This is a genomic window from Parabacteroides sp. Y3-G-102, from assembly GCF_023656845.1.
Taxonomy (GTDB): Bacteria; Bacteroidota; Bacteroidia; order Bacteroidales; family Tannerellaceae; genus Parabacteroides; species Parabacteroides distasonis.
This window is the reverse complement of sequence record NZ_JAMOKU010000018.1, coordinates 39,967-60,774: the sequence shown is the minus strand read 5'-3', so window position 1 is coordinate 60,774 and position 20,808 is coordinate 39,967. Positions and strand designations below refer to the sequence as shown.

The following is a 20,808-nucleotide window of genomic DNA, read 5'->3' as shown; positions in this document are numbered from 1 at the left end:
TATGCAAGATATAATAAACGGGCGTTGTGGTTGGTGCGGAACTGACGAGTTGTATATGAGATACCATGATCAAGAGTGGGGAAAGTTGGTGACTGACGATAAAACACTGTTCGAGTTTCTTGTGCTGGAAAGTTCTCAAGCCGGGTTAAGTTGGATAACTATCCTTAGGAAGCGTGAGGGATATCGCAAGGCATTTTGTGATTTTGATATCGAAAGAGTGGCGCAAATGACCGATGAAGATGTTGAACGGTTGATGCAGTTTGAGGGAATTGTGAAAAACCGTCAGAAAATTAAATCGACAATCACAAACGCAAGGCAGTTTCTCTCCATACAGAAAGAGTTCGGTAGCTTTTATAATTACACTCTATCATTCTTTCCTAACCAAAAACCGATTATCAACACCTTTCAGTCATTGAGTGAGATTCCGGTATCATCTCCCGAATCCGAAGCCATGAGCAAGGATATGAAGAAACGAGGATTCAAATTCTTCGGACCTACAATTTGTTACGCCCACCTACAGGCTTCGGGATTTATCAACGATCATCTGGTGGACTGCGTTTGCCGAAAAAGATAATAAAAAAGGCGGAAACAGCATGTTCCCGCCTTCATTATTATTTTAGTGAGCTGATCTTATTGACCGATATAAGTCTCCATGAACTTAGCGCCCGGAGCCGGAGAAATGGTTATTACCTCCGTATCCGCAGGGATCAAGACAGTTTGACCTTGGTGAACAAAGATCTCGTTTCCTTTATTATCACGGATGGAAGCCTTGCCTGCCATACAGATGTAAACGACAAAAGAATCCAGTTCCGAGAAATTACGAACCATAATCGTATCCAGATCCAAAAGGTTTGTCGTGAAATATTTACAGTCCGCCAACTCTACCGTGGCATTCGTATGACCTTTGTAGTGAGTACGGTAATCCGGATACAACGTATAATCGATAGCGTCTTTCGCCAATTCCGTATGCAGCTCACGGCCATTACCGTTCACATCTTTACGGTTGTAATCGTAAATACGATACGTGATATTACTGGTCTGCTGGATCTCGGCGATAAAACAACCCGCTCCGATCGCATGCACACGTCCCGCCGGCAAGAAGAATACATCGCCTTCATTTACGTCGTAACGTTGAAGCACATCCATGATCGTATTGTTCTCCACCCGTTTCACGTATTCCTCTGCGTCGATTTGCTCAGAGAAACCGGAATACAAGCCAGCGCCTTTCTCTGCCTTGATCACATACCACATCTCCGTCTTACCGAAAGAGTTGTGGCGCTTTTTCGCCAGCTCATCGTCCGGGTGAACTTGAATAGATAAATTATCACGGGCATCGATAAACTTGATTAGCAACGGGAAAGTCGTCCCGAATCTCTCCATCACCTTCTTTCCCAGCAATTCCTTGCCATAAGAGCGGATCAACTCATCCAAAGACTTACCTTCCAGCTCACCATTGTCGACAATAGAATAATTTCCCTCAACATGAGAAAGCTCCCAGCTCTCGCCTACACCATTCTCAACCGGAGTAATGCCCTTAAACGGGCAGATATCAGAACCGCCCCAAATCACCTTCTTGAGGATCGGCTTAAATGTAAATGGATATAACATAACGTGTTTTGTGTATAGAGTTTTACTTTTTGACCTTCACTTTCCTTAATACGACGGCGCTACGTGCCGGGATATAAAGTTTCAGCCATTCTTTCTTTTCTTTCTTATATAACGGATCAAATTGCGTGAAATGCCTTATGGTATCATCAGCCAAGCCAAACCCCCCGAAACGGGTAGCGTCGGTGTTCAATACGACCTCATATTCTCCCTTCGGAACTAAGAAACCGTAATCCGTGAACGATTTCGTCGGGCTAAAGTTGAACACAAAAACCAAGTCTTTACGCATATAAGCCAATATCTGATCGCCATCATTATCCCAAACCTTCTGGATAGGGGTATCTTGGAAATTCTTCACATCCCCGATCAATTCCAACATCTCACGGTCGAAATCGCCCAAGAAATGGTACTTCAAATCCAAGTTGTCCACCAAATTCCATTGGCGGCGAGCGTATTTATAAGACCATCCATTGCCCTCCCTTGGGAAGTCGATCCATTCCGGATGCCCAAACTCATTTCCCATGAAGTTCAGATAACCGCCATTAATGGTAGAAGCCGTAACCAAACGGATCATCTTATGCAAGGCGATACCTCTATCTACCATGAAATTATGGTCATCTTTTTGCATATGCCAATACATATCGGCGTCGATCAAGCGGAAGATGATCGTCTTATCACCCACCAAGGCTTGATCGTGGCTCTCGGCATAACTGATCGTCTTCTCATCGGCACGACGGTTCGTCGTCTCCCACCAGATCGAAGACGGATGCCAATCCTCATCCTTCTTTTCCTTGATCGTCTTGATCCAATAATCCGGAATGTTCATAGCCATGCGATAATCAAAGCCATAACCACCATCTTCGACCTTGGCAGCCAAACCCGGCATGCCACTCACCTCCTCAGCGATCGTTATAGCACCCGGGTTCACCTCATGGATCAATTTATTGGCCAAGGTTAAATAAGCGATAGCGTCGCCATCTTGATGGCCATTAAAATAATCGCCATAATTACAGAAAGCCTCGCCCAAGCCATGGCTGTAATAAAGCATGGAGGTCACGCCATCGAAACGGAAACCATCGAACTTATACTCCTCCAGCCAGAACTTACAATTCGACAATAAGAAATGAAGCACCTCGTTCTTTCCATAATTGAAGCACAGGGAATCCCATGCCGGATGCTCACGGCGTTCGCCACTCAGGAAATATTGGTCATACGAACCGTCAAAGCGGCCTAATCCCTCCACCTCGTTCTTTACGGCGTGGCTATGTACGATGTCCATGATCACGGCGAGACCCATCCCGTGCGCCTCATCGATCAGTTGTTTCAACTCGTCCGGCGTACCGAAACGGGAAGAGGCGGCGAAGAAGCTACTTACGTGATAGCCGAACGATCCATAATAGGGATGTTCTTGTATAGCCATGATCTGAATGGCGTTATAACCATCCTTCGCTACACGAGGTAATATATTTTGACGGAATTCATTATACGTCCCCACCTTCTCCTCGTTGGTGCTCATACCGATATGGCACTCGTAGATCAAAAGGGGAGACTTCTTAGGTTTGAATCGTTTATTCTTGAATTTATAAGGTTTCTCCGGGTTCCATACTTGAGCGCTGAATATCTTAGATTGCTCATCTTGCACCACCCGGCGAGTCCATGCGGGAATACGTTCTCCGCTACCGCCGTCCCACTCGACCAGCAACTTAAACAAGTCCTCATGACACATCTGCGCATCGGTCAAAGCGATCTCCCATACGCCATTCGCCTTACGTTTAAGCTTGTATTTATTATCTTTCTGCCATCCGTTGAATGTTCCAATCAAATAAATAGCGGTAGCATTCGGCGCCCATTCACGGAACACCCAGCCTTTCGTGGTTTTGTGTAACCCAAAATAAAGATATCCGGAAGCCATCTCGGATAAGGTTAGTTTACCATTATTCGTCAGGCTCTTTTCTTTATCAATCACGTATTGATACCGGCCTTCTATAGCCGCCTCATAAGGGGCCAGCCACGGGTCATTTTTTATCAGATTTAGAGACTCCATGATTTATTATAATTTGGTTCTCGGCAAAGATAAAAGAAAAAAACATACCCATTGATAATATTAGGATATTTCTTATATTCGCGGTAAACCGTACAAAGATGAGCAAAGGAACAAAAAGTATAGCCTTTTACCTAATGATGATCCTCATTTTCGGTTCGCTGATGTACTTTATCGCCAAAGAAGGGGAAAGTCAGCAACTGGAAAATTCGATTGCGTCCATCCAAAACGCACCTAGTAATTTAGAAGAGGGATTTACCATATTTACTCAATTATTAGTACATAATATCGAGTCTTCCATAGGAATTCTGCTTTTACAAATCATCACGATATTGCTTACGTGCCGTTTGTTCGGTTGGTTATTCCAGAAGATCGGGCAACCCACCGTCATCGGCGAGATCGTTGCCGGAATCGTGCTAGGGCCGTCCGTATTAGGCAATTTATTCCCGGAGGCTTCCGCCTTCCTTTTCCCTGTGGAATCGTTGGTGAATATAAATATGCTGAGTCAATTCGGACTTATACTCTTTATGTTCGCTATCGGGATGGAACTTAATATCTCCGAGGTAAGGAAAAAGCTGAAAGAGACGATCTTAATCAGTCATACCAGTACGATCGTCCCCTTCTTTTTCGGTATGTTGACCGCCTATTTCGTGTACGACAAATATGCGGATAAGAGTACGCCTTTCCTCTCTTTCGCCTTGTTTATAGGTATCGCCATGAGTATTACCGCCTTTCCCGTATTGGCACGTATTATCCAAGAGAAAGGACTTACCAAGACACATTTGGGTACCATCTCGTTGGCAAGCGCAGCGAATGGGGATATCACCGCATGGTGCTTGCTAGCGGTTGTCATAGCGATCGCACAAGCGGGTTCGATGCTAAGTGCCGTTTACAACATTTTATTCTCAGTCCTTTACATAGTGTTTATGTTTTTGGCGGTGCGGCCATTCCTGCGGATGATCGGACATATTTACCACAACAAGGAGGTAATCGACAAGGGGCTAGTAGCTTTCATCTTCTTGCTATTGATCACCTCGGCTTATCTGACTGAGATATTGGGATTGCATGCCTTGTTCGGCGCTTTTATCGCAGGGGTGGTGATGCCGGGAAATGTCAAATTCCGCAAGATCATGACCGAGAAAGTAGAGGATGTATCCCTTGCTCTATTTCTTCCCTTATTCTTCGTATCTACCGGATTACGTACGGAAATAGGTCTTCTAAACAAGCCTGAGTTATGGTGGCTATGCCTTATCTTCATAGTCGTGGCCATCGCGGGAAAGTTTGGGGGAGCGATGTTCTCCGCCCGATTCGTGGGTGAGAGCTGGAAGGATAGCCTATACATAGGGGCGCTCATGAATACCCGCGGGTTGATGGAGCTGGTCGTATTGACGATCGGGTACGAGATGGGGATATTGACGCCTTCCGTATTCGTGATCTTAGTGCTAATGACGCTGGTCACCACCTTTATGACAACACCGTTGGTCTCATTCATCAAATTCTGTTACCGAGCGCATGACAAGCTGATGGAGCAAAAAGAGAGAATGCCATTGGAGGGGATATTCAAGGTACTGTTGTCCTTCGGACGAGCCGGAAATGGACAGATCATGCTGGACGTAGCCTACCAGATGTTCGCCCAAGGCAAAAACAAACTGGAGCTGACGGCACTGCATTTGACGGTTGGCTCGGATGTAAACCCGCTACACACGGATAATTTCGAGGAAGTCAGCTTCGGCCCGATCCTTTACGGGGCCAAGAAGCTGGGCATTCAGATACAGACCCGCTACGAGGTATCGAACAACGCCGGAGTGGATATTTGTAGCATCGTAAACAATGAGGGGTACGATTTCCTTCTGGTCGGTTCCGGGATATCGATGAGCAACACACCGGACGATATAGCGGCAAGCCATTATCGGGCCTCGTTCTACAACCGTTATTTCAAACGCTTCAAGGCTCCGGAATCCTGGTTTTATCCGGGTGCCTTATTGAAAGACAAGACGAAGATGTTTATCGAGCAAAGCAATTGCCCGGTAGGTGTATTCGTGAACCGGAATTTCGTCAAGGCATCGAACGTAATCGTGGTCATCGACTCCGAGGAGGATTTATTCCTGTTGGGATACGCCCAGACCTTATTGAAGTCTACACACGGCTCGGCCAGCGTACTTGATAAATCCAGCAGCACGACCCCGGGGAACGAGGTGATCAAGGAAGGAATCCTGCGATTCACGGAAGACGTGAAGCAGACCACGCTTCTACGAGAGAAAGACCTTACGCCCCAGTCTTTCAACGGCTTCAACTTCATGCTGATCAGTTATAAGACATGGAACGATGTCTCCGAGCACCGGAAAGAAGCCTTGCAGAAGATGCCTTCTACGTTGATATTAAGTAAATAATCCGTTATAAACCATATAAACCCGTCTTTATGAGAATCTGTCTTTTCTTCTTGATCACCGTTTTCCTCATGGCCTGCTCCTCTACGGGGAACCAGCGGCAGGAACCGGAAAACCAGACCTTGGAAACGATACTCAATCGCAAAAGCGTACGTAAGTATAAGGATCGCCCGGTAGAAAAGGAAAAGATAGACAAACTGATACGAGCCGGAATGGCCGCCCCTTCCTCCCGTGACAGGCGACCCTGGGAATTCATTATCGTAACCGACCGGAAAGCCTTGGATACGATGGCCGAAGGCCTTCCCTTCGCCCGGATGCTGAAAGAGACAAGGCAAGCGATCGTCGTTTGCGGCGATACGATCAAATCCTCCAACGCTTGGTTTCTGGATTGTTCCGCCGCCTCGCAAAACCTGTTACTTGCCGCCGAATCCATGGGATTGGGAGCTGTATGGACGGCTGTTTACCCCTATCCGGACCGGATTGAGATCGTCCGGAAAGAGCTTCGGCTACCGGATCATATCATGCCGTTGAACGTCATACCTGTGGGATACCCCATGCAGAAAGAGACTCCCAAAAACAAATACAACGTCCAACAGATCCATCACAATGGCTGGTAAAGCTATATGACTTCCAGATAACTCCGTCCGTTTCCCGCCCGGTTCACCCGGATCTGCACGGGAATACGTTCCGTCATTTCCTGTACGTGCGAGATAACGCAGATCTTGCGCCCTTGCGTACGCAGGCTCTCCAAGGCATCCATAGCGAGCCGCAACGTCTCCGCATCCAAAGAGCCGAAGCCCTCATCGATAAACAGGCTCTCTACCTTCATCCGGTTCGAGGAGAGAGAGGACAAGCCTAGCGCCAAGGCCAGCGAGACCAAGAAAGATTCCCCTCCGGAAAGGCTATGCACGGTACGGATCTCGTCGCACATATCTTGGTCGATCACCTGCAAAGCCAAGGTATCCGGCACACGCTCCAACCGGTAACGCTGGGATAGTTGCCGCAATTGCACATTTGCGTAACTCAACAAGACATCCAAGGTGTAGCCTTGGGCGATCCTACGGAACTTGGCGCCATCCGCCGAGCCTGCCAATTCATTCAGCTTCGCCCAACGCTCGCTCATCGCCCTCCGCTCCGAGAGCTCTTGCTGGAAGCCGGCTATCTTCCGCTTATTCTCCTCGTGCGTACGCAGACGGAAACTACATTCAGACTTTTGGGCCGTCATTTCCGACAGGGATTCCTCCAGCGTCTTGCCTTCGTAGGTCTCTTGGTAGGCGGCCAACCAGTTATCCAGTTCTTGCCGGCGTGCGGAAAGAAGGCCGGAAGTCTCCACCAGATCCTTCTTGATCTGTTCCGTAATCCCCCGGTATTGCTCCACCTCGCCGGCGTGCTTCGTCGTACTCTCTTGCAGCTCCTTCAAATGGCTCTTCAAGGCTTCCACCCGTTCGTGGAAGGTACGTTCCACCTGGTCGGCGGGCTGGCCTCCCAGCAGGAGATTCCGTTCCGAGCGCAAACGGGTATAGGATTGATTCTTCTCGTCGTAGGCTTTCGCGGCGTCCTCGTACTGCTTGCGCAAGGGAGGGAGGAAAGCCTCGTACGACTCCCGTTCCGCTTTATAGGCGCTCCGCTCCCGTTCCAATTCCCGCAAGCGTTCCCCGTTGGCTTGCCACTGCCGGGCGAAATCCGTCAAGGTCTCCCGGAAGCTTTCCGGCTCCTTGTTCCAGCCCGTCTGCCATGCGTCGTTCCCGAACAGGGCGTTGGCGGCGGATAGGGATTGGGACAGCTTCTCCTGCTGCTCCCGCTTATCCAATTCTTCCCGGTCGATTTGCTCGGACAGGGATTGTAGCTGATTCCTTAATTCCGTCCGTGCGTTCTCGTCCGCGGCGAGTTGTTTATGCAGCTCCAGTTCTTTCTGTTGCAGGGCGGCGAGTTGTTTCCCGCAGGCCTCCTGCCGTTCTTTCCGGTCGAGAAGCCGCTTGAGGCGCAGGGTAGCTTCCGAGATGTGATCCGCCAAGGCCAACAGACGCTCATGCGCCTCGTGAGAGGCGAAAGGATGCTCAAGGCTTCCGCAGACCGGGCAAGGCGTTCCGGCGGTCAGCTTGTCCCGCAGGCTTTTGATATCGCCAGTCGTCACGAACTGGGCTTGCTCCAACAATAAACGCTCCCGTTCCGTACGGCAGGTCTCGATCGATCGATCCAAAGCCTCCGGTTCCAATTCCTTGAGGGCAAGCGCTACGGACTTCCGCTCTTCCTCAATCTTTACCTGTTCCTTGGCGTGCGTCTCCGCCTCCCGCCGCAAGGATTGCCTCCGAACCTCCAACCGCTGGATTTTCTGTCGGATGGCTAGCAAGGCCTTGTCCGACCGCTCGACTGCCCGGCGAGCCGTAAGGCAGGTATCCAGATGAATCAACAAGGCCGACAGTTGCTCGGCGATCCCCTCCTTGCTCCGGTAACGTTCACGCCACGACGTCAGCTTGTCCCATTCCTCCGAGGCTTTCTTCTGCCGCTCTTCCACCTTCCTGAGTTTCTCTTCCGCCTCCTGCTTCCGCCGGGAGAAGTCTTTCATCCGTTCATCGGCCTCGGAGCGGGCTTTCAAGGCAGATTCCAGTTGCACGTCCAGTTTCCGGGCCTGTTGCAATTCCAGTCGCAGACGCTTAGATTCCTCATCCGTCCTCGCCAATCGCACCTCTCCTTGCTCATACTCCTTCCTTACGGTTTCCAGCGATGCCAACGCCCGTTCCAAGAAACGAGCGTTCTCCTCCCGCTGTTTTTCCTTCGAGGCGATCTGGACCTCGGCCGCTTTCACGGCCTCCCGTAAGCTTTGCCGCTCGACCCTCGCCTTCTCCAGACGGGCCAGCTCCCCCTCCAAGACCGAAAGGCGGGTTTGGGAGGCTTCCACCTCCTCCTCCGATAGAAGCTCTATGCCTTGTACGCGGGCGCATAGCCGCTCGTAGGCCTCCTTCGCCTCGGCGTTCTTGGCGAAGATCCGGCGGGAGATCTCCGAGTATTGCTCCGTACCGGTCAGTTTCTCCAACAAGGAGGCCTTCTCGCCCTGCTCCGCTTTCAGGAAGGTAGAGAAATCGTTCTGGGCCAAGAGCACCGAGCGGGTGAACTGATCGAAAGTCAGGCCGATCAGCTCGATGATACGGGCTTGCAGGTCCTTGTTGGTTCCCGGCTCCTCTTTCCCGGCATCTATATTATATAATGTAAGGCGGGCGGCCTGCAAACGTCCGCTCTCCTTCTCCCGGGCCCGGGATACGGACCAGCGGGCGCGATACCGGCACCCGTTCAGCGCCACGAAATCCACCTCGGCGTAGCCCGAGGCCGTCCCACGGCGCAAGAGGAAGCGGGGGTCGCTTTGCGGCAACACATCCTCTTGCACGTCCCTCAGCCGCACGTTATTCTCCTTCGCCAGCTCCGTTCGCGGCGTACGGGAGAAAAGGGCGAGGCACATGGCATCCAGCAACGTGGATTTTCCCGCCCCGGTAGGCCCGGATATAGCGAAGATACCCGCCGAAGCCAAAGGCTCTTCCGTAAAATCAATGGAAAACTCTCCTTCCAGCGACGCCAGATTGCGTCCTCTGATCGCCAGCACTCTCATAAAGAAACCTCCCTCATCACCTCATTAAACAATGTCTCTATCTCCTCGGGCAACTCGCCTCCGTATTTCACGGCAAACGTATGTCTCAGCATATCCAGCGGGGCTATCTTTTGCAAATCATTATACGACAAGGCCCGCTCCTCTGCCTCTCCTTCCCGCCGGGGATACGAAGGAACGATGGAGGTGAGGCGGACTGCCTTCCCGACCAACGCCTCCTCTACCCGATGGCGGAACGTAGGGTCCGGCTCCGTCAGCAGGACCCGTATCTCCACGTAAGGCCAGCGGCTCTCATCCTCGCTGACCACCTCCGGCTCCGGAAGCCCGGCGAGGCATCGCAAGACCTCCTCCGGGGGTAACGGGCTATCCGGTATACGCATCAAGTCCGCAACTCTTGGGATCTCGATCGCCTCGGTACCAGCGACCTTCCCCTCCTCGACCGCTACGGCTATCACTTGATGCCGGTAATTCTTCTCCGAGAACGACATGGGAAGCGGGCTTCCGGCGTAACGTACCGCCTCGCGCCCGCCAATCCGTTGCGCTTTATGGATATGCCCTAGCGCCGTATAAGCGATCCCGGCGTCGAAGGTATCCGCAGATACGGACTCCAGCCCTCCCATGATGGCACGCTCGCTCCGGTCGTCGTCCGATAGTTCGGCTCCGGTGGCGTGGAGGTGGCCCAAGGCTACGATCGCCTCGCCGGGGTTCCTCCGGGCATCCGCATAAGCGTAGAGCCGCTGGTACATCCGGCCGATGCCCGCCACATACGAGTCGGGCTCTCCCTCGGACGCCGCCGGGTAATCCCCTTGGCGGAGGAAAGGCACTGCTAGACAAAGCGCCTCCCGTTCTCCCGCCCGGTTCCTCAAGGGGACAACGAGCGATCCGAGATCGATCTCCCCGGAATCCGTCCTCCCCACGATACCTACAATCGAGGTATTCAATTCCTCCAGCAAGGGATTCGGGGCTTCCAGACGGATCGCGGAGTCATGATTGCCGGCGATGATCACGATCTGCAAGCCCGGATTCCGGCGATTCGCCTCTTTCAGGAAACGATAGAAACGACGTTGCGCCCCGGCGGAAGGGTTCGTCACGTCGAACACGTCGCCGGCGATCAACAGGACATCCGTCTGCCGCTCCACCAAAAGATTTGTCAGAAAACCGAGGAAAGCGTCGTGCTCCGCCTCCCGGTCGTAGCCGAAAAAGGTCTGGCCCAGATGCCAGTCGGCCGTATGGATAAGTTTCAATGCCATTTATCTTCTTCTATTTTGATCCGGCAAATGTACTTCTTTCCCTTCAGATATCAGATTTTGGTAGAATGAAAAAGACGAATGATCAAGCGTATCCCCCCTTATATACCGGCAGCACGACCGAGAAGCGGCTTCCTTCTCCCTGCTTAGAACTCAGCGCTATCCGTCCCCCCAAGTTTTGTACGATTCCTTGGCAGATAGACAACCCCAGACCGGCCCCTTGGCTGAATTCATCTTGCTTGAAAAAACGGCTGAACACCTTCTCTTGTTGCTCCTCCGATAGACCGATCCCGGAATCCTCGACAAAAATCGCCGCCTCATCCGTCCCCCTCAGATGCTTAAATCCCAACTTTATATATCCGCTATTCGTGAATTTACAAGCGTTTGTCAAGAAATTGGTTATAACTTGAGAAAGTCTCTTTTTATCCGTATAGATAAACAAATCCCCCTCCGCCTCTTTCGAGAATCGTAGGTGGGCGGGGACCAATAACTGATGGGCGAGGTAAAGATCGTCTACCAACTCCTTGACGGAGCAGCTCTCTTTCTCGAATTTCATTTGTCCCGATTGAAGTCTCGAAACCTCCAAAATATCATTGATGAGCACCAACAACAGATCGCAACTCTGATTGATCGTCTTGGCAAACAGCTGCTTGTCGGCCTCGTCTAAGTCCTTCTCCGAGGCCAGCAGGTTCGAGAAGCCTACGATAGAGTTCAGCGGCGTACGTATCTCATGGCTCATGTTCGCCAAGAACTTTTGCTCATATCCCCTCATGAGGATAAGCTCTTTTTCTCGTTTCTTCATGTCATTGATATTGATAAGTATACCGCTCACGTCTTTGCCTCTCTCCGCATTATCTAACGCAGGCATGGCGCTAAAGCGGAATTCCCACCATTTATAATCAGATCCGGCGAAGCGGGCACGGCATTGGAATACCTCCTTGTCCGCCTTCCATAAGGATTGCCAAAGTAATTTGAAAGCAGTGAGATCATCGGGATGTATCAGCCTCCACATCTCTTCCAACTCGATCCGTGGTGACTGGTCACCGACAGGATACTCGAAAAAGAACTCCTCGTCCTTAAACTCCCAGATGTATATGCCTCCACACTGTATGGCCAAATCCAAGAAGAAATTCTTTTGAGACAGACGGGAGAAGATCATCTTGACTTGCCTCTTCTCCCGCCCATACAAGCATAAGACACCGATTAAAAATACGATAGTAGCTACCTCAAAAACAGGCCTCAGCCTATAATACTCAAATAAGGGAGTATGCTTAGGTAGCAAGTACAACCCCGTAAGCAAGGTTGCTAAAACTAAAAATATATAAAGTAGGTGTTTCATGGTTCTTTAAGTTTACGAGTACCTGCGGGACTCTGGTGGTAAATGGTTTTATTTCACTCCGCTCATTAACACTATTGTTTTTTTTCTTAAGACTATTATTGATTTTCACCAGCTATTTAATAAATATTATTATCTTTGATCTCATAATTAACCAGAGTCCCGCAGGGACAACGCCTACACCTCTTCCACGATTATTTATCTACCCGGCATCTTCCTTACTCGTATCCGTACGGCTACATTCTTGTATCTACGTATCTGCATCCGTGTATCCGTACGGATACGAAGATGCAGATACGTAGATACAAGGACGCGGATACGTAAGTGCAAGAGCGTAACCGTACGGGTACCCGCTTGTATCCGAGCAACAAAAAGCCGGTATCTGGGCGGGTACACGTGAGTACCTGCCCGGATACCGGCCCGCGGCTATCATCCTAGCCTATATCTCGTCCGGAGATTCCGAGTCGGAGCCGCCGGAGCCACCCGGTCGTCCTTCCGCCAGCTTGTCCACCCAAGCGAAAGTAGCCTTCTGAAGATCCGTCTTGAAAGCCTCGTCAGGCTGGAAGTTAAGGTTCACACTTTTGATATTCTTGGCGTTGACCTCCTCCTTGGTAGGTACCCCCAAACTGGAAAGCGTAACGCTGAAACTACCCCAGTTACCCAGTTTCACGCTCTCTCCTCCCAGCAGCCTGCGAAGCAAGATCTTACGAAGCTGGCGGATGGCCATCATCGCCTCGGAAGGGTTCAACGTAGTCTCGTCGGCGAGTTCCATCGCTACCTCGGTCTCGTCCGCTTGGGCGGTAGTTACTTGAGTTACATACCATTTCTTAGGCGCTTCCTTGTCCAAAGGGTTTATTCGTTGCACGGGTTTTACTAGTATTGCCATGATAAATAGATTTATAGGTCTCTCTTGGATGGAGGCCCTGATTATTAAATCTTCAAATATAACAATAGAGTTCCACTCTCACAAGTTAAAACCGGATTACTATTCGCACTTTCTTGAAAAAACTATTTGTAAGCAAAACCTAGCCAACTCATAATAATTTGTTACTTTTGCGGTGGTTTTAAATAGGAACAACATAATTAATAAACATACCTATGGCAAAGATTACAAAAGAGGAGGCCCTTCGGTACCATGCCGAGGGCAAACCGGGTAAGATCGAGGTTATCCCGACAAAGCCTCATAGCACGCAAACGGATTTATCCCTAGCTTATTCGCCGGGCGTAGCCGAGCCGTGTCTGGAAATCGAGAAGAATCCGCTGGACGCGTACGAATATACGGCGAAAGGTAATTTGGTAGCCGTAATCTCCAACGGTACCGCCGTACTCGGGCTGGGCGATATAGGCCCTTTGGCCGGTAAGCCGGTGATGGAAGGCAAGGGATTGCTATTCAAGATATTCGCAGGCATCGACGTATTCGATATCGAGGTGAACGAGAAAGATCCGGAGAAGTTTATCCAGACCGTGAAGGCGATCTCGCCCACGTTCGGAGGAATCAACTTGGAGGATATCAAGGCACCGGAGTGTTTCGAGATCGAGACTCGCTTGAAGAACGAGCTGGATATCCCCGTCATGCACGATGACCAGCATGGTACGGCAATCATCTCCGGCGCCGGGCTGATCAACGCCTTGGAGATCGCTGGCAAGAAGATCGAGGACGTGAAGATCGTGGTGAACGGCGCCGGAGCCGCCTCTATCTCATGTACGAAACTGTACGTGATGCTGGGAGCGCGCAAGGAGAATATCGTCATGTGCGACAGCAAGGGCGTTATCTCTACCAGCCGCCCGGACTTGAACGCCGCCAAGCGGGAGTTCGCTACCGACCGTCCGATCAAGACCTTGCAGGAGGCCGTGGTGGGAGCCGACGTATTCTTGGGCCTCTCCGTGGCGAACGTATTGACCAAGGAGATGGTACGTAGCATGAACGCCGACCCGATCGTATTCGCCTTGGCGAACCCGAACCCGGAGATCTCCTACGCCGACGCTATGGCCTCGCGGGATGATATCATCTTCGCTACCGGACGTTCCGATTATCCGAACCAGATCAACAACGTGCTGGGATTCCCTTATATCTTCCGCGGCGCCTTGGATACGCACGCCAAGGCGATCAACGAGGAGATGAAGCGGGCCGCCGTCTACGCCATCGCCGACCTTGCCAAGGAACCGGTTCCCGACGTGGTGAACGCCGCCTATAAGCTGAAACGAACCACTTTCGGACGCGACTATATCCTTCCGAAAGCGCTCGATCCCCGCTTGCTGACCCGTGTATCTTGCGCCGTGGCGAAAGCCGCTATCGACTCGGGCGTGTCTCGCAAGACGATCACCGACTGGGAGGGCTACGCCAACCATTTGCGTGAGATGATGGGGTACGATAATAAACTCTTGCGCTCGTTCACCGATATGGCGAAAGCGAACCCGAAACGGGTGGTATTCGCCGAGGCGAACCACGTGAATATGCTGAAAGCCGCCGCCGAGGCGAAAGCGGAAGGTATCTGTTTCCCGATCTTGCTGGGTAACGAGGAGCGTCTGGCCAAGATCGCCGCCGAGGAGAATATCAGTCTGGACGGTATCGAGATCGTCAACCTCCGCCACGACCGTGAGACGGAACGCCGCCACCGCTACGCCCGCATCCTTTCCGATAAGAAGGCGCGCGAGGGCGTGACCTACTCGGAGGCTTGCGAGAAGATGGTAGACCGTAACGCCTTTGGTATGATGATGGTGGCTACCGGCGACGCCGACGCTTTCGTGACGGGTGTATACAGCCGCTACTCGGAGGTTACCAAGATGGCGGAGCAGATCATCGGCATCCGCCCGAGTTACAAACATTTCGGCGCCTTGAACATCCTGACGTGCAAGAAGGGTACGTTCTTTATGGCCGATACGTTGATCAACCGTCATCCGTCGGCCGAGGTATTGATCGATATCGCCCGCCTGACGCACGACGCCGTGAAGTTCTTCGCTCACGAGCCGGTGATGGCGATGTTATCTTACTCGAACTTCGGGGCCGACAAGCAGGGTAGCCCGCTGAAGGTGCACGAGGCGATCGACTTCTTGCATAAGACATACCCAGACATGGTAGTAGACGGAGAGATGCAAGTAAACTTCGCCCTCGACAAGAAGCTGCGCGACGATATGTACCCGTTCAACAAGTTGAAAGGGCAAGACGTGAATACCTTGATCTTCCCGAACCTAAGCTCAGCCAACAGCGCGTACAAGCTATTGGATACGCTGGGTATCACCGAGACGATCGGCCCGATCCAGATGGGATTGAACAAACCGATCCACTTCACCGACGTAGAAAGCTCTACCCGCGATATCGTGAACCTGACTACCGTAGCTGTCGTAGACGCTATCGTTCAGGAGCAGATCGAGAAAGAAAATAGATAAGTTTTGACGCAGATGACACGGATAACACGGATAAGAATAAAATAAATCCGTGTCATCTGCGTCATCTGCGTCTAAAAGATAGACCACCAAGAGTTTTGACACAGGGTCATGTCAATTTAGATAGCTTTCGATATTCGCTATTACCTTTTGCGACAATCGCTCCATACATTGCTCCGAGTGGCCGGAGACTTTCGGGGTATATATGACATTATCGAATTGCGTCAAGGTATCCGCGTAGTTCCCGATACCCACCTCATCGCATAAGAAGAAATTCCGCTTATGGGCGCTAAGCCAACGTTGTAAATCCGGGACACGGAAAGTAGGCCCTACCGACGTATTGATCAATATCTTCAGATTACCGAACAAACGAAACTCACCCGCCCCCAGAAGAATCGTATTACGAGGCAAGCAAGTACATAAAATATCCACCTCCGGCAGCAACTCCCGCAAAGGCAGGTAAGCGATACCGGCGGCCTCGGCATCTGGCTTACGGGTACGGCTGAAATAATAAACCTCAGCCCCCAAGAAACGAAGAGCGTCAGCGATCATTCTCCCGGTGCGACCCAATCCCACGATGCCTACTTTTTGCCCGCCCAGCTCATACGCCTTATGTCTCCACTGTTTCCCGCCAAAACCATGCAACAAACGGACCAGCTCGCTAATGACATACTCCACGACTCCCTCATCGCCATAGTCGCGGATACCCAAGACCGTTATCCCCCGCTCACGTGCAGCGGCTATATCCACATTCGCGCTAGACTCGCTATAGAGGGTACAGCACATCCCGATGTATTTGATATTCGGGCAAGCCTCGATCACGTTCCTCCGGATCTGTGTATTATAAGAGACGAGTACGCAATCTGCGTCCCCGATCCGGTTCACAATCTCCTCATCCGTTTCCGGAATGCCGGTATAAAAAACAACCTCTTTTCCAAGCTCCTTCAAACGCTCCACTCCCCATGTATTCAATCCGGTAGAATCTACCACTACAATTTTCTCAAACATATCTTACTTTATTAACTACCATCTTCAATTAATTATCCCTCTCACAAAGCTATAAATAAAATAGCCGCAAAGAGCGACTTTCAGCACGACACTCAATAAAAAACCCGCGAACGCCCCGAAACCAGCCTTCAACGCATCTCCGGACGCCTTGCCTCCCAAAAGTTCCCCAACGAAAGCCCCCACGAAAGGACCCAGCAAGATTCCCCAAGGCGGAAACACGAATATGCCGGCCACGGTTCCCACGGCACATCCCCAATTTCCCCACTTGGACCCTCCGCTATACTTAGTCCCCAGCATGGGCGTAACATAGTCCATCGCCTGTGCCAACACGACCAGCAATCCCCACACGACCAACTCCGTAACCGTAAATTCCGCATAACCCGTAAAATGCAGCAGCCACAAAGCCAAATACGCCACCGGCGGCCCCGGCAAGACCGGCAAAAAACACCCCGCCAATCCCACCAACAAACAGATAACGCCTAGTATAACCAATAAGATATCCATACAATCACTCTTTACAATAATCCTTTATTTCACCAATTCTCCTTATTAATCAAATTCACCACAACTTTCACCATCATATCTTTTTCCTCCGTCCGACTTTCCGCAATCATCAAGGTTAAAGCGACCAATGTATTATCGGCGATACGTTTCGTTCCATCCGGATTATATAAGATTCCATTATTATCGAGAAACCACAAGAAAAGCGTTGCGGCTATACGCTTATTACCATCGCTGAACGAATGATTTTTTGTAACCAGATAAAGAAGCATAGCCGCTTTTTCCTCTACCGATGGATAAAGATCCTCCCCTCCAAAAGTTTGGTAAATCTGTCCGATAGAGCTTTTGAAAGAACCGTCTTTCTCGTTTCCGAATAAATTACTTCCACCAAATTTACTTTTCAATCCTTGGATAGCCAACATCGCATTTTCATAGGTAGCCTTAAACCGTTGCTCATTTGTCGTCGAATGAATATCCAATTGCTGATAGTCATACTTATCCAGTGTATCTAAGGCATAGGTATAGTCTACAACCACATCTAGTAACGTACGGCTTTCATCTGAGGAAAGAACCTCCTGACTCTTAACTGTACGACCGAGGACTTGTACAAGCAGCTTCAGTTCGTCGTATTTTTGTTGGGTCAGTTGTTTATTGACAGCGTAGCCTTTGACAAGGTATTCTTTTAGGATTTTATTCGCCCAGATACGGAATTGCGTACCACGCTTAGACTTGACACGATAGCCGACTGAGATAATGACATCAAGACTATAAACCCCAGTAGGCTTGTATTTGGAAAAAGTATTATGCAAAATTTGCATATTACTCATTTCCTCAAGTTCTCCTTCTTTAAAAACATTTCTGATATGCCGAGCTATTACCGATTGATCCTTTTGAAAAAGCTCCGCCATCTGCGCTTGCGTAAGCCATACTGTATCATTCTCCAATTTCACGTCAATTGAAGTCTCACCATCGGCTGTCCGATAAATAACGATCTTGCCATTTTCCATACGTTTCAGTTTTTAGGATATATAAATAGACAAAGATACAAACATTTCCCACCCTTAACTGTTTTGCTAAAAGCTAAATCTAAACATATATATTTATGCACAAACATTTACGCCTGACATGTTATGCTTTGTTGTGCTTGCTGGTGCCGATCGGGGTAATGGCGCAGACAGAGCATACGTATTTAGACCGTGCCCTACCCGGATCATGGTCTGAGGAAGGGAGTGATTTCCAGCAGACACTTCCCGTAGAAGATAATTGGTGGAGAAATTTTAAGGACCCGTTACTGGACTCGCTGATAGAAGTAGCCGTGAAACAAAACTATTCCGTGCAAATGGCGATGGATAGGATCGCCATGGCGAAAGCCAACCTGCGGTCGGCACAAGGAAGCTACTCGCCCACCCTAGGGCTTTCCGCCGGATGGACACGGCAACAAAGTAGCGGCAATATCAATCAGGTACCCAAGGCGATCACCCAATATTCCAGCGCTACCGTAGATATGAACTGGGAGGTGGACGTATTCGGGAGTATCCGGAACCGGGTGAAAGCGGAGAAAGAGAATTTCGCCGCCTCGAAAGAGGAATACAACGCCGCCATGGTCTCCCTTTGCGCTCAAGTAGCCTCCTCCTATATCAATATGAGGGAACTGCAACAAGAGGTAAAGGTAGCGCAACAGAACTGCCGCTCCCAACAGACGGTCGTACAGATCACCCAGAAACGGTATGAGACCGGGCTAGTCTCCAAACTGGACGTAGCGCAGGCGCAATCCGTATACTACAGCACGAAAGCCTCCCTACCGATGCTGGAGGCCGGTATCATCCAATACGCGAACTCCTTGGCGATCTTGCTAGGCCTGTACCCTTCCGATCTACAAAAGATCATGGAGACAGACGCTTCCTTGCCGGAATATATCGAGCCGGTCGGTGTAGGGCTACCGGCAAACCTGTTGCTACGCCGTCCGGATGTACGTGCGGCAGAACGGCAGGTCAATGCGCTTGCCGCCTCGCTCGGGGCCTCTAAGTCCGATTGGTGGCCGAAAGTATTCGTGAAAGGCTCGGTCGGTTTCGCCTCCCACGACTTCGACAAGCTGGCGAATCATAATAGCTTGACCTATGAGATCGCCCCTACCCTTACGTGGAACTTCTTCCAAGGCACCCAGAAGATACAGGCTACCCGGTTGGCGAAAGCCCAGTTGGACGAGTCGATCCGGCAATTCAACCAGACCGTGCTTACCTCCGTACAGGAAGTGGATAACGCCATGAGCTCGTACAAGAACTCGATCAAGCAGATCGTAGCCCTCCGGGAAGTGGTAAACCAAGGAAAACAGACCTTGGATCTTTCCCTAGACCTCTATAAGCAGGGCCTTACGCCTTTCCAAAACGTACTGGACGCGCAACGCTCCCTCCTCACCTACCAGAACCAATTGACACAGGCTCAAGGTAGCTCCCTACTGAACTTGATACAGCTTTATCAGTCATTGGGCGGAGGATGGAATCCTATGTAGGCCGTTCGATCCGATCGAACAAAAGCCCACTCAAACAATTAATATAAATAATCATTAAAGACAAAAGATATGAAGACATTTGTTTACATAGGGATTATCGGAGCCTCCGCCTTATTACTGGCGTCTTGCAAGGGGAAAAGCAAGCCGATGGAAACGCCCGTGCCCTCCATAAGCGTATCCACGCCGATCGTGAGGGACATTACCTTGACGAAAGAATACCCCGGATACCTTAGTTCACAACTGAAAGTAGACTTGGTAGCCCGTGTCAACGGATACTTGCGTACCTCTTACCTCAAGGCCGGAAGCCGGGTGAAGAAGGGCGATCTTATCTTCGTGATCGAACCGGACACCTATCAAGATAACGTCACCCAAGCCGAGGCTTCCGTAAAGACCTCCAAAGCCCAGCTGGAATATGCACGCAGCAACTACGAGCGTATGAAGGAGGCGGCTAAGAGCGGCGCCGTAAGCCAGATACAAGTGATCCAAGCGGAGGCTACCGTATCGGAGTCTGAGGCTGCCGTGAAGAACGCCGAGGCGGAATTGAATACCGCACGGACCAACTTGAGCTATTGCTATATCCGTGCGCCTTTCGACGGTGCGGTTACCCGGGCCAGCTACGATATAGGTAATTACATCAACGGAGCCGTCCAGCCGGTTACCTTGGCCACCTTATACAAGGACGACTTGATGTTCGCCAATTTCAATATCGAGGATAACCAGTTCATGAAGATGATGCTGGAAGCCGCCCGCAACGATAGCACCGTGAAACTTCCGACCGAGATCCTCGTCAGCATAGGCAAGGATGGTGGCAATGCGTATACGGGCCGGCTGGATTATCTATCCCCCAATATCGACCTATCGACCGGTACCCTGAACGTACGTGCCAATCTGGATAACCCGAAGCATGTATTGAAGAGCGGCTTATACGTCACCATCACCCTGCCGTATGCCGAGCAGCCGAATGCGGTCTTGGTTCGCGATGCCTCGATCGGTACCGACCAATTAGGGAAGTACCTTTATATCGTGAACGACTCCAATGTCGTACGATACCGTCCTATCGAGGTGGGCCAATTGGTAGACGATACGCTTCGCCAAGTGACCGCCGGTATCAGCCCCAAAGACTCCTATGTCACCTCCGCCCTGCTTAAGGTACGAGATGGCATGACTATCAAACCTATAAAATAAGCAAGCT

The 20,808-nt window shown here is 50.6% G+C and carries 15 protein-coding genes; 6 read left to right on the top strand and 9 right to left on the bottom strand.

Translation table 11 applies throughout. The features are described from left to right. The first annotated feature begins 1 nt into the window (after position 1). Positions 2 to 574 carry a DNA-3-methyladenine glycosylase I gene (locus NBH16_RS10870; protein WP_048927765.1) on the top strand — a complete coding sequence of 191 codons (573 nt, stop codon included), beginning with the start codon at positions 2 to 4 and terminating at the stop codon, positions 572 to 574. A gap of 56 nt (positions 575 to 630) precedes the next feature. On the opposite strand, the gene NBH16_RS10865 is transcribed toward NBH16_RS10870, so the two are convergent. Together NBH16_RS10865 and NBH16_RS10860 are read right to left on the bottom strand one after the other, a co-directional pair. Further along, positions 631 to 1,608, bottom strand: coding sequence for a type I phosphomannose isomerase catalytic subunit (locus NBH16_RS10865; RefSeq protein WP_048927764.1), 978 nt, complete (start codon positions 1,606 to 1,608; stop codon positions 631 to 633). Positions 1,609 to 1,630: 22 nt separating this feature from the next. Continuing rightward, positions 1,631 to 3,649: an alpha amylase C-terminal domain-containing protein gene (locus NBH16_RS10860; protein ID WP_057325946.1), complete on the bottom strand. Its 2,019-nt coding sequence runs from the start codon at positions 3,647 to 3,649 to the stop codon at positions 1,631 to 1,633. Positions 3,650 to 3,747: 98 nt separating this feature from the next. On the opposite strand from NBH16_RS10860, the gene NBH16_RS10855 reads away from it, so the two are divergent. Both NBH16_RS10855 and NBH16_RS10850 read left to right on the top strand, forming a co-directional pair. Next, positions 3,748 to 6,036 carry a cation:proton antiporter gene (locus NBH16_RS10855; protein ID WP_008779573.1) on the top strand — a complete coding sequence of 763 codons (2,289 nt, stop codon included), beginning with the start codon at positions 3,748 to 3,750 and terminating at the stop codon, positions 6,034 to 6,036. Positions 6,037 to 6,065: 29 nt separating this feature from the next. Further along, positions 6,066 to 6,650 (top strand): nitroreductase family protein, encoded by a 585-nt coding sequence (locus NBH16_RS10850; RefSeq protein WP_008779572.1) that lies wholly within the window; start codon positions 6,066 to 6,068, stop codon positions 6,648 to 6,650. A gap of 2 nt (positions 6,651 to 6,652) precedes the next feature. Here NBH16_RS10850 and NBH16_RS10845 read toward each other — a convergent pair whose 3' ends face one another. The 4 genes from NBH16_RS10845 to NBH16_RS10830 all read right to left on the bottom strand — a co-directional run bounded on the left by NBH16_RS10845 (position 6,653) and on the right by NBH16_RS10830 (position 13,100). After that, positions 6,653 to 9,634 (bottom strand): AAA family ATPase, encoded by a 2,982-nt coding sequence (locus NBH16_RS10845; protein ID WP_158532878.1) that lies wholly within the window; start codon positions 9,632 to 9,634, stop codon positions 6,653 to 6,655. Further along, complete coding sequence (locus tag NBH16_RS10840; RefSeq protein ID WP_048927761.1) at positions 9,631 to 10,881, bottom strand: exonuclease SbcCD subunit D; 1,251 nt, start codon at positions 10,879 to 10,881, stop codon at positions 9,631 to 9,633. The genes NBH16_RS10845 and NBH16_RS10840 overlap by 4 nt, the downstream gene beginning before the upstream one ends. Positions 10,882 to 10,963: 82 nt before the next feature. Beyond that, positions 10,964 to 12,217 (bottom strand): PAS domain-containing sensor histidine kinase, encoded by a 1,254-nt coding sequence (locus tag NBH16_RS10835; RefSeq protein WP_250788512.1) that lies wholly within the window; start codon positions 12,215 to 12,217, stop codon positions 10,964 to 10,966. Between the two features lie 436 nt (positions 12,218 to 12,653). Beyond that, a complete protein-coding gene (locus NBH16_RS10830; RefSeq protein WP_005858196.1) occupies positions 12,654 to 13,100 on the bottom strand; it encodes an HU family DNA-binding protein in 447 nt (148 codons plus the stop codon). A 212-nt stretch (positions 13,101 to 13,312) separates the two neighbouring features. On the opposite strand from NBH16_RS10830, the gene NBH16_RS10825 reads away from it, so the two are divergent. Then, a complete protein-coding gene (locus NBH16_RS10825) occupies positions 13,313 to 15,601 on the top strand; it encodes an NADP-dependent malic enzyme (RefSeq protein WP_250788510.1) in 2,289 nt (762 codons plus the stop codon). A gap of 111 nt (positions 15,602 to 15,712) precedes the next feature. Here the strand turns inward: NBH16_RS10825 and NBH16_RS10820 are convergent, their stop codons facing one another. From NBH16_RS10820 to NBH16_RS10810, 3 genes are read right to left on the bottom strand one after another with little or no spacing between them, the layout of a single operon-like run. Then, on the bottom strand, positions 15,713 to 16,606 hold the full coding sequence (locus NBH16_RS10820; RefSeq protein ID WP_250788508.1) for a D-isomer specific 2-hydroxyacid dehydrogenase family protein: 894 nt from the start codon (positions 16,604 to 16,606) through the stop codon (positions 15,713 to 15,715). 24 nt (positions 16,607 to 16,630) lie between these two features. Next, positions 16,631 to 17,110 carry a DUF456 domain-containing protein gene (locus tag NBH16_RS10815; protein ID WP_008774188.1) on the bottom strand — a complete coding sequence of 160 codons (480 nt, stop codon included), beginning with the start codon at positions 17,108 to 17,110 and terminating at the stop codon, positions 16,631 to 16,633. A 29-nt stretch (positions 17,111 to 17,139) separates the two neighbouring features. Further along, positions 17,140 to 18,114: a virulence RhuM family protein/type II toxin-antitoxin system death-on-curing family toxin gene (locus NBH16_RS10810; protein WP_122115074.1), complete on the bottom strand. Its 975-nt coding sequence runs from the start codon at positions 18,112 to 18,114 to the stop codon at positions 17,140 to 17,142. A gap of 95 nt (positions 18,115 to 18,209) precedes the next feature. Between NBH16_RS10810 and NBH16_RS10805 the strand changes: the two genes are divergently transcribed. Next, positions 18,210 to 19,616, top strand: a complete 1,407-nt coding sequence (locus tag NBH16_RS10805; protein ID WP_005866210.1) for an efflux transporter outer membrane subunit — start codon at positions 18,210 to 18,212, stop codon at positions 19,614 to 19,616. A gap of 69 nt (positions 19,617 to 19,685) precedes the next feature. Then, complete coding sequence (locus NBH16_RS10800) at positions 19,686 to 20,801, top strand: efflux RND transporter periplasmic adaptor subunit (protein ID WP_005858206.1); 1,116 nt, start codon at positions 19,686 to 19,688, stop codon at positions 20,799 to 20,801. Positions 20,802 to 20,808: the final 7 nt, after the last annotated feature.

Excerpts from the sequence above, each read along its gene's own strand:
- NBH16_RS10805 (WP_005866210.1), top strand. The coding sequence starts at position 18,210 with ATGCACAAACATTTACGCCTGACATGTTATGCTTTGTTGTGCTTGCTG.
- NBH16_RS10835 (WP_250788512.1), bottom strand. The coding sequence starts at position 12,217 with ATGAAACACCTACTTTATATATTTTTAGTTTTAGCAACCTTGCTTACG.
- NBH16_RS10815 (WP_008774188.1), bottom strand. The coding sequence starts at position 17,110 with ATGGATATCTTATTGGTTATACTAGGCGTTATCTGTTTGTTGGTGGGA.
- NBH16_RS10855 (WP_008779573.1), top strand. The coding sequence starts at position 3,748 with ATGAGCAAAGGAACAAAAAGTATAGCCTTTTACCTAATGATGATCCTC.
- NBH16_RS10870 (WP_048927765.1), top strand. The coding sequence starts at position 2 with ATGCAAGATATAATAAACGGGCGTTGTGGTTGGTGCGGAACTGACGAG.
- NBH16_RS10820 (WP_250788508.1), bottom strand. The coding sequence starts at position 16,606 with ATGTTTGAGAAAATTGTAGTGGTAGATTCTACCGGATTGAATACATGG.
- NBH16_RS10830 (WP_005858196.1), bottom strand. The coding sequence starts at position 13,100 with ATGGCAATACTAGTAAAACCCGTGCAACGAATAAACCCTTTGGACAAG.
- NBH16_RS10850 (WP_008779572.1), top strand. The coding sequence starts at position 6,066 with ATGAGAATCTGTCTTTTCTTCTTGATCACCGTTTTCCTCATGGCCTGC.
- NBH16_RS10865 (WP_048927764.1), bottom strand. The coding sequence starts at position 1,608 with ATGTTATATCCATTTACATTTAAGCCGATCCTCAAGAAGGTGATTTGG.
- NBH16_RS10810 (WP_122115074.1), bottom strand. The coding sequence starts at position 18,114 with ATGGAAAATGGCAAGATCGTTATTTATCGGACAGCCGATGGTGAGACT.
- NBH16_RS10860 (WP_057325946.1), bottom strand. The coding sequence starts at position 3,649 with ATGGAGTCTCTAAATCTGATAAAAAATGACCCGTGGCTGGCCCCTTAT.
- NBH16_RS10840 (WP_048927761.1), bottom strand. The coding sequence starts at position 10,881 with ATGGCATTGAAACTTATCCATACGGCCGACTGGCATCTGGGCCAGACC.
- NBH16_RS10825 (WP_250788510.1), top strand. The coding sequence starts at position 13,313 with ATGGCAAAGATTACAAAAGAGGAGGCCCTTCGGTACCATGCCGAGGGC.
- NBH16_RS10845 (WP_158532878.1), bottom strand. The coding sequence starts at position 9,634 with ATGAGAGTGCTGGCGATCAGAGGACGCAATCTGGCGTCGCTGGAAGGA.
- NBH16_RS10800 (WP_005858206.1), top strand. The coding sequence starts at position 19,686 with ATGAAGACATTTGTTTACATAGGGATTATCGGAGCCTCCGCCTTATTA.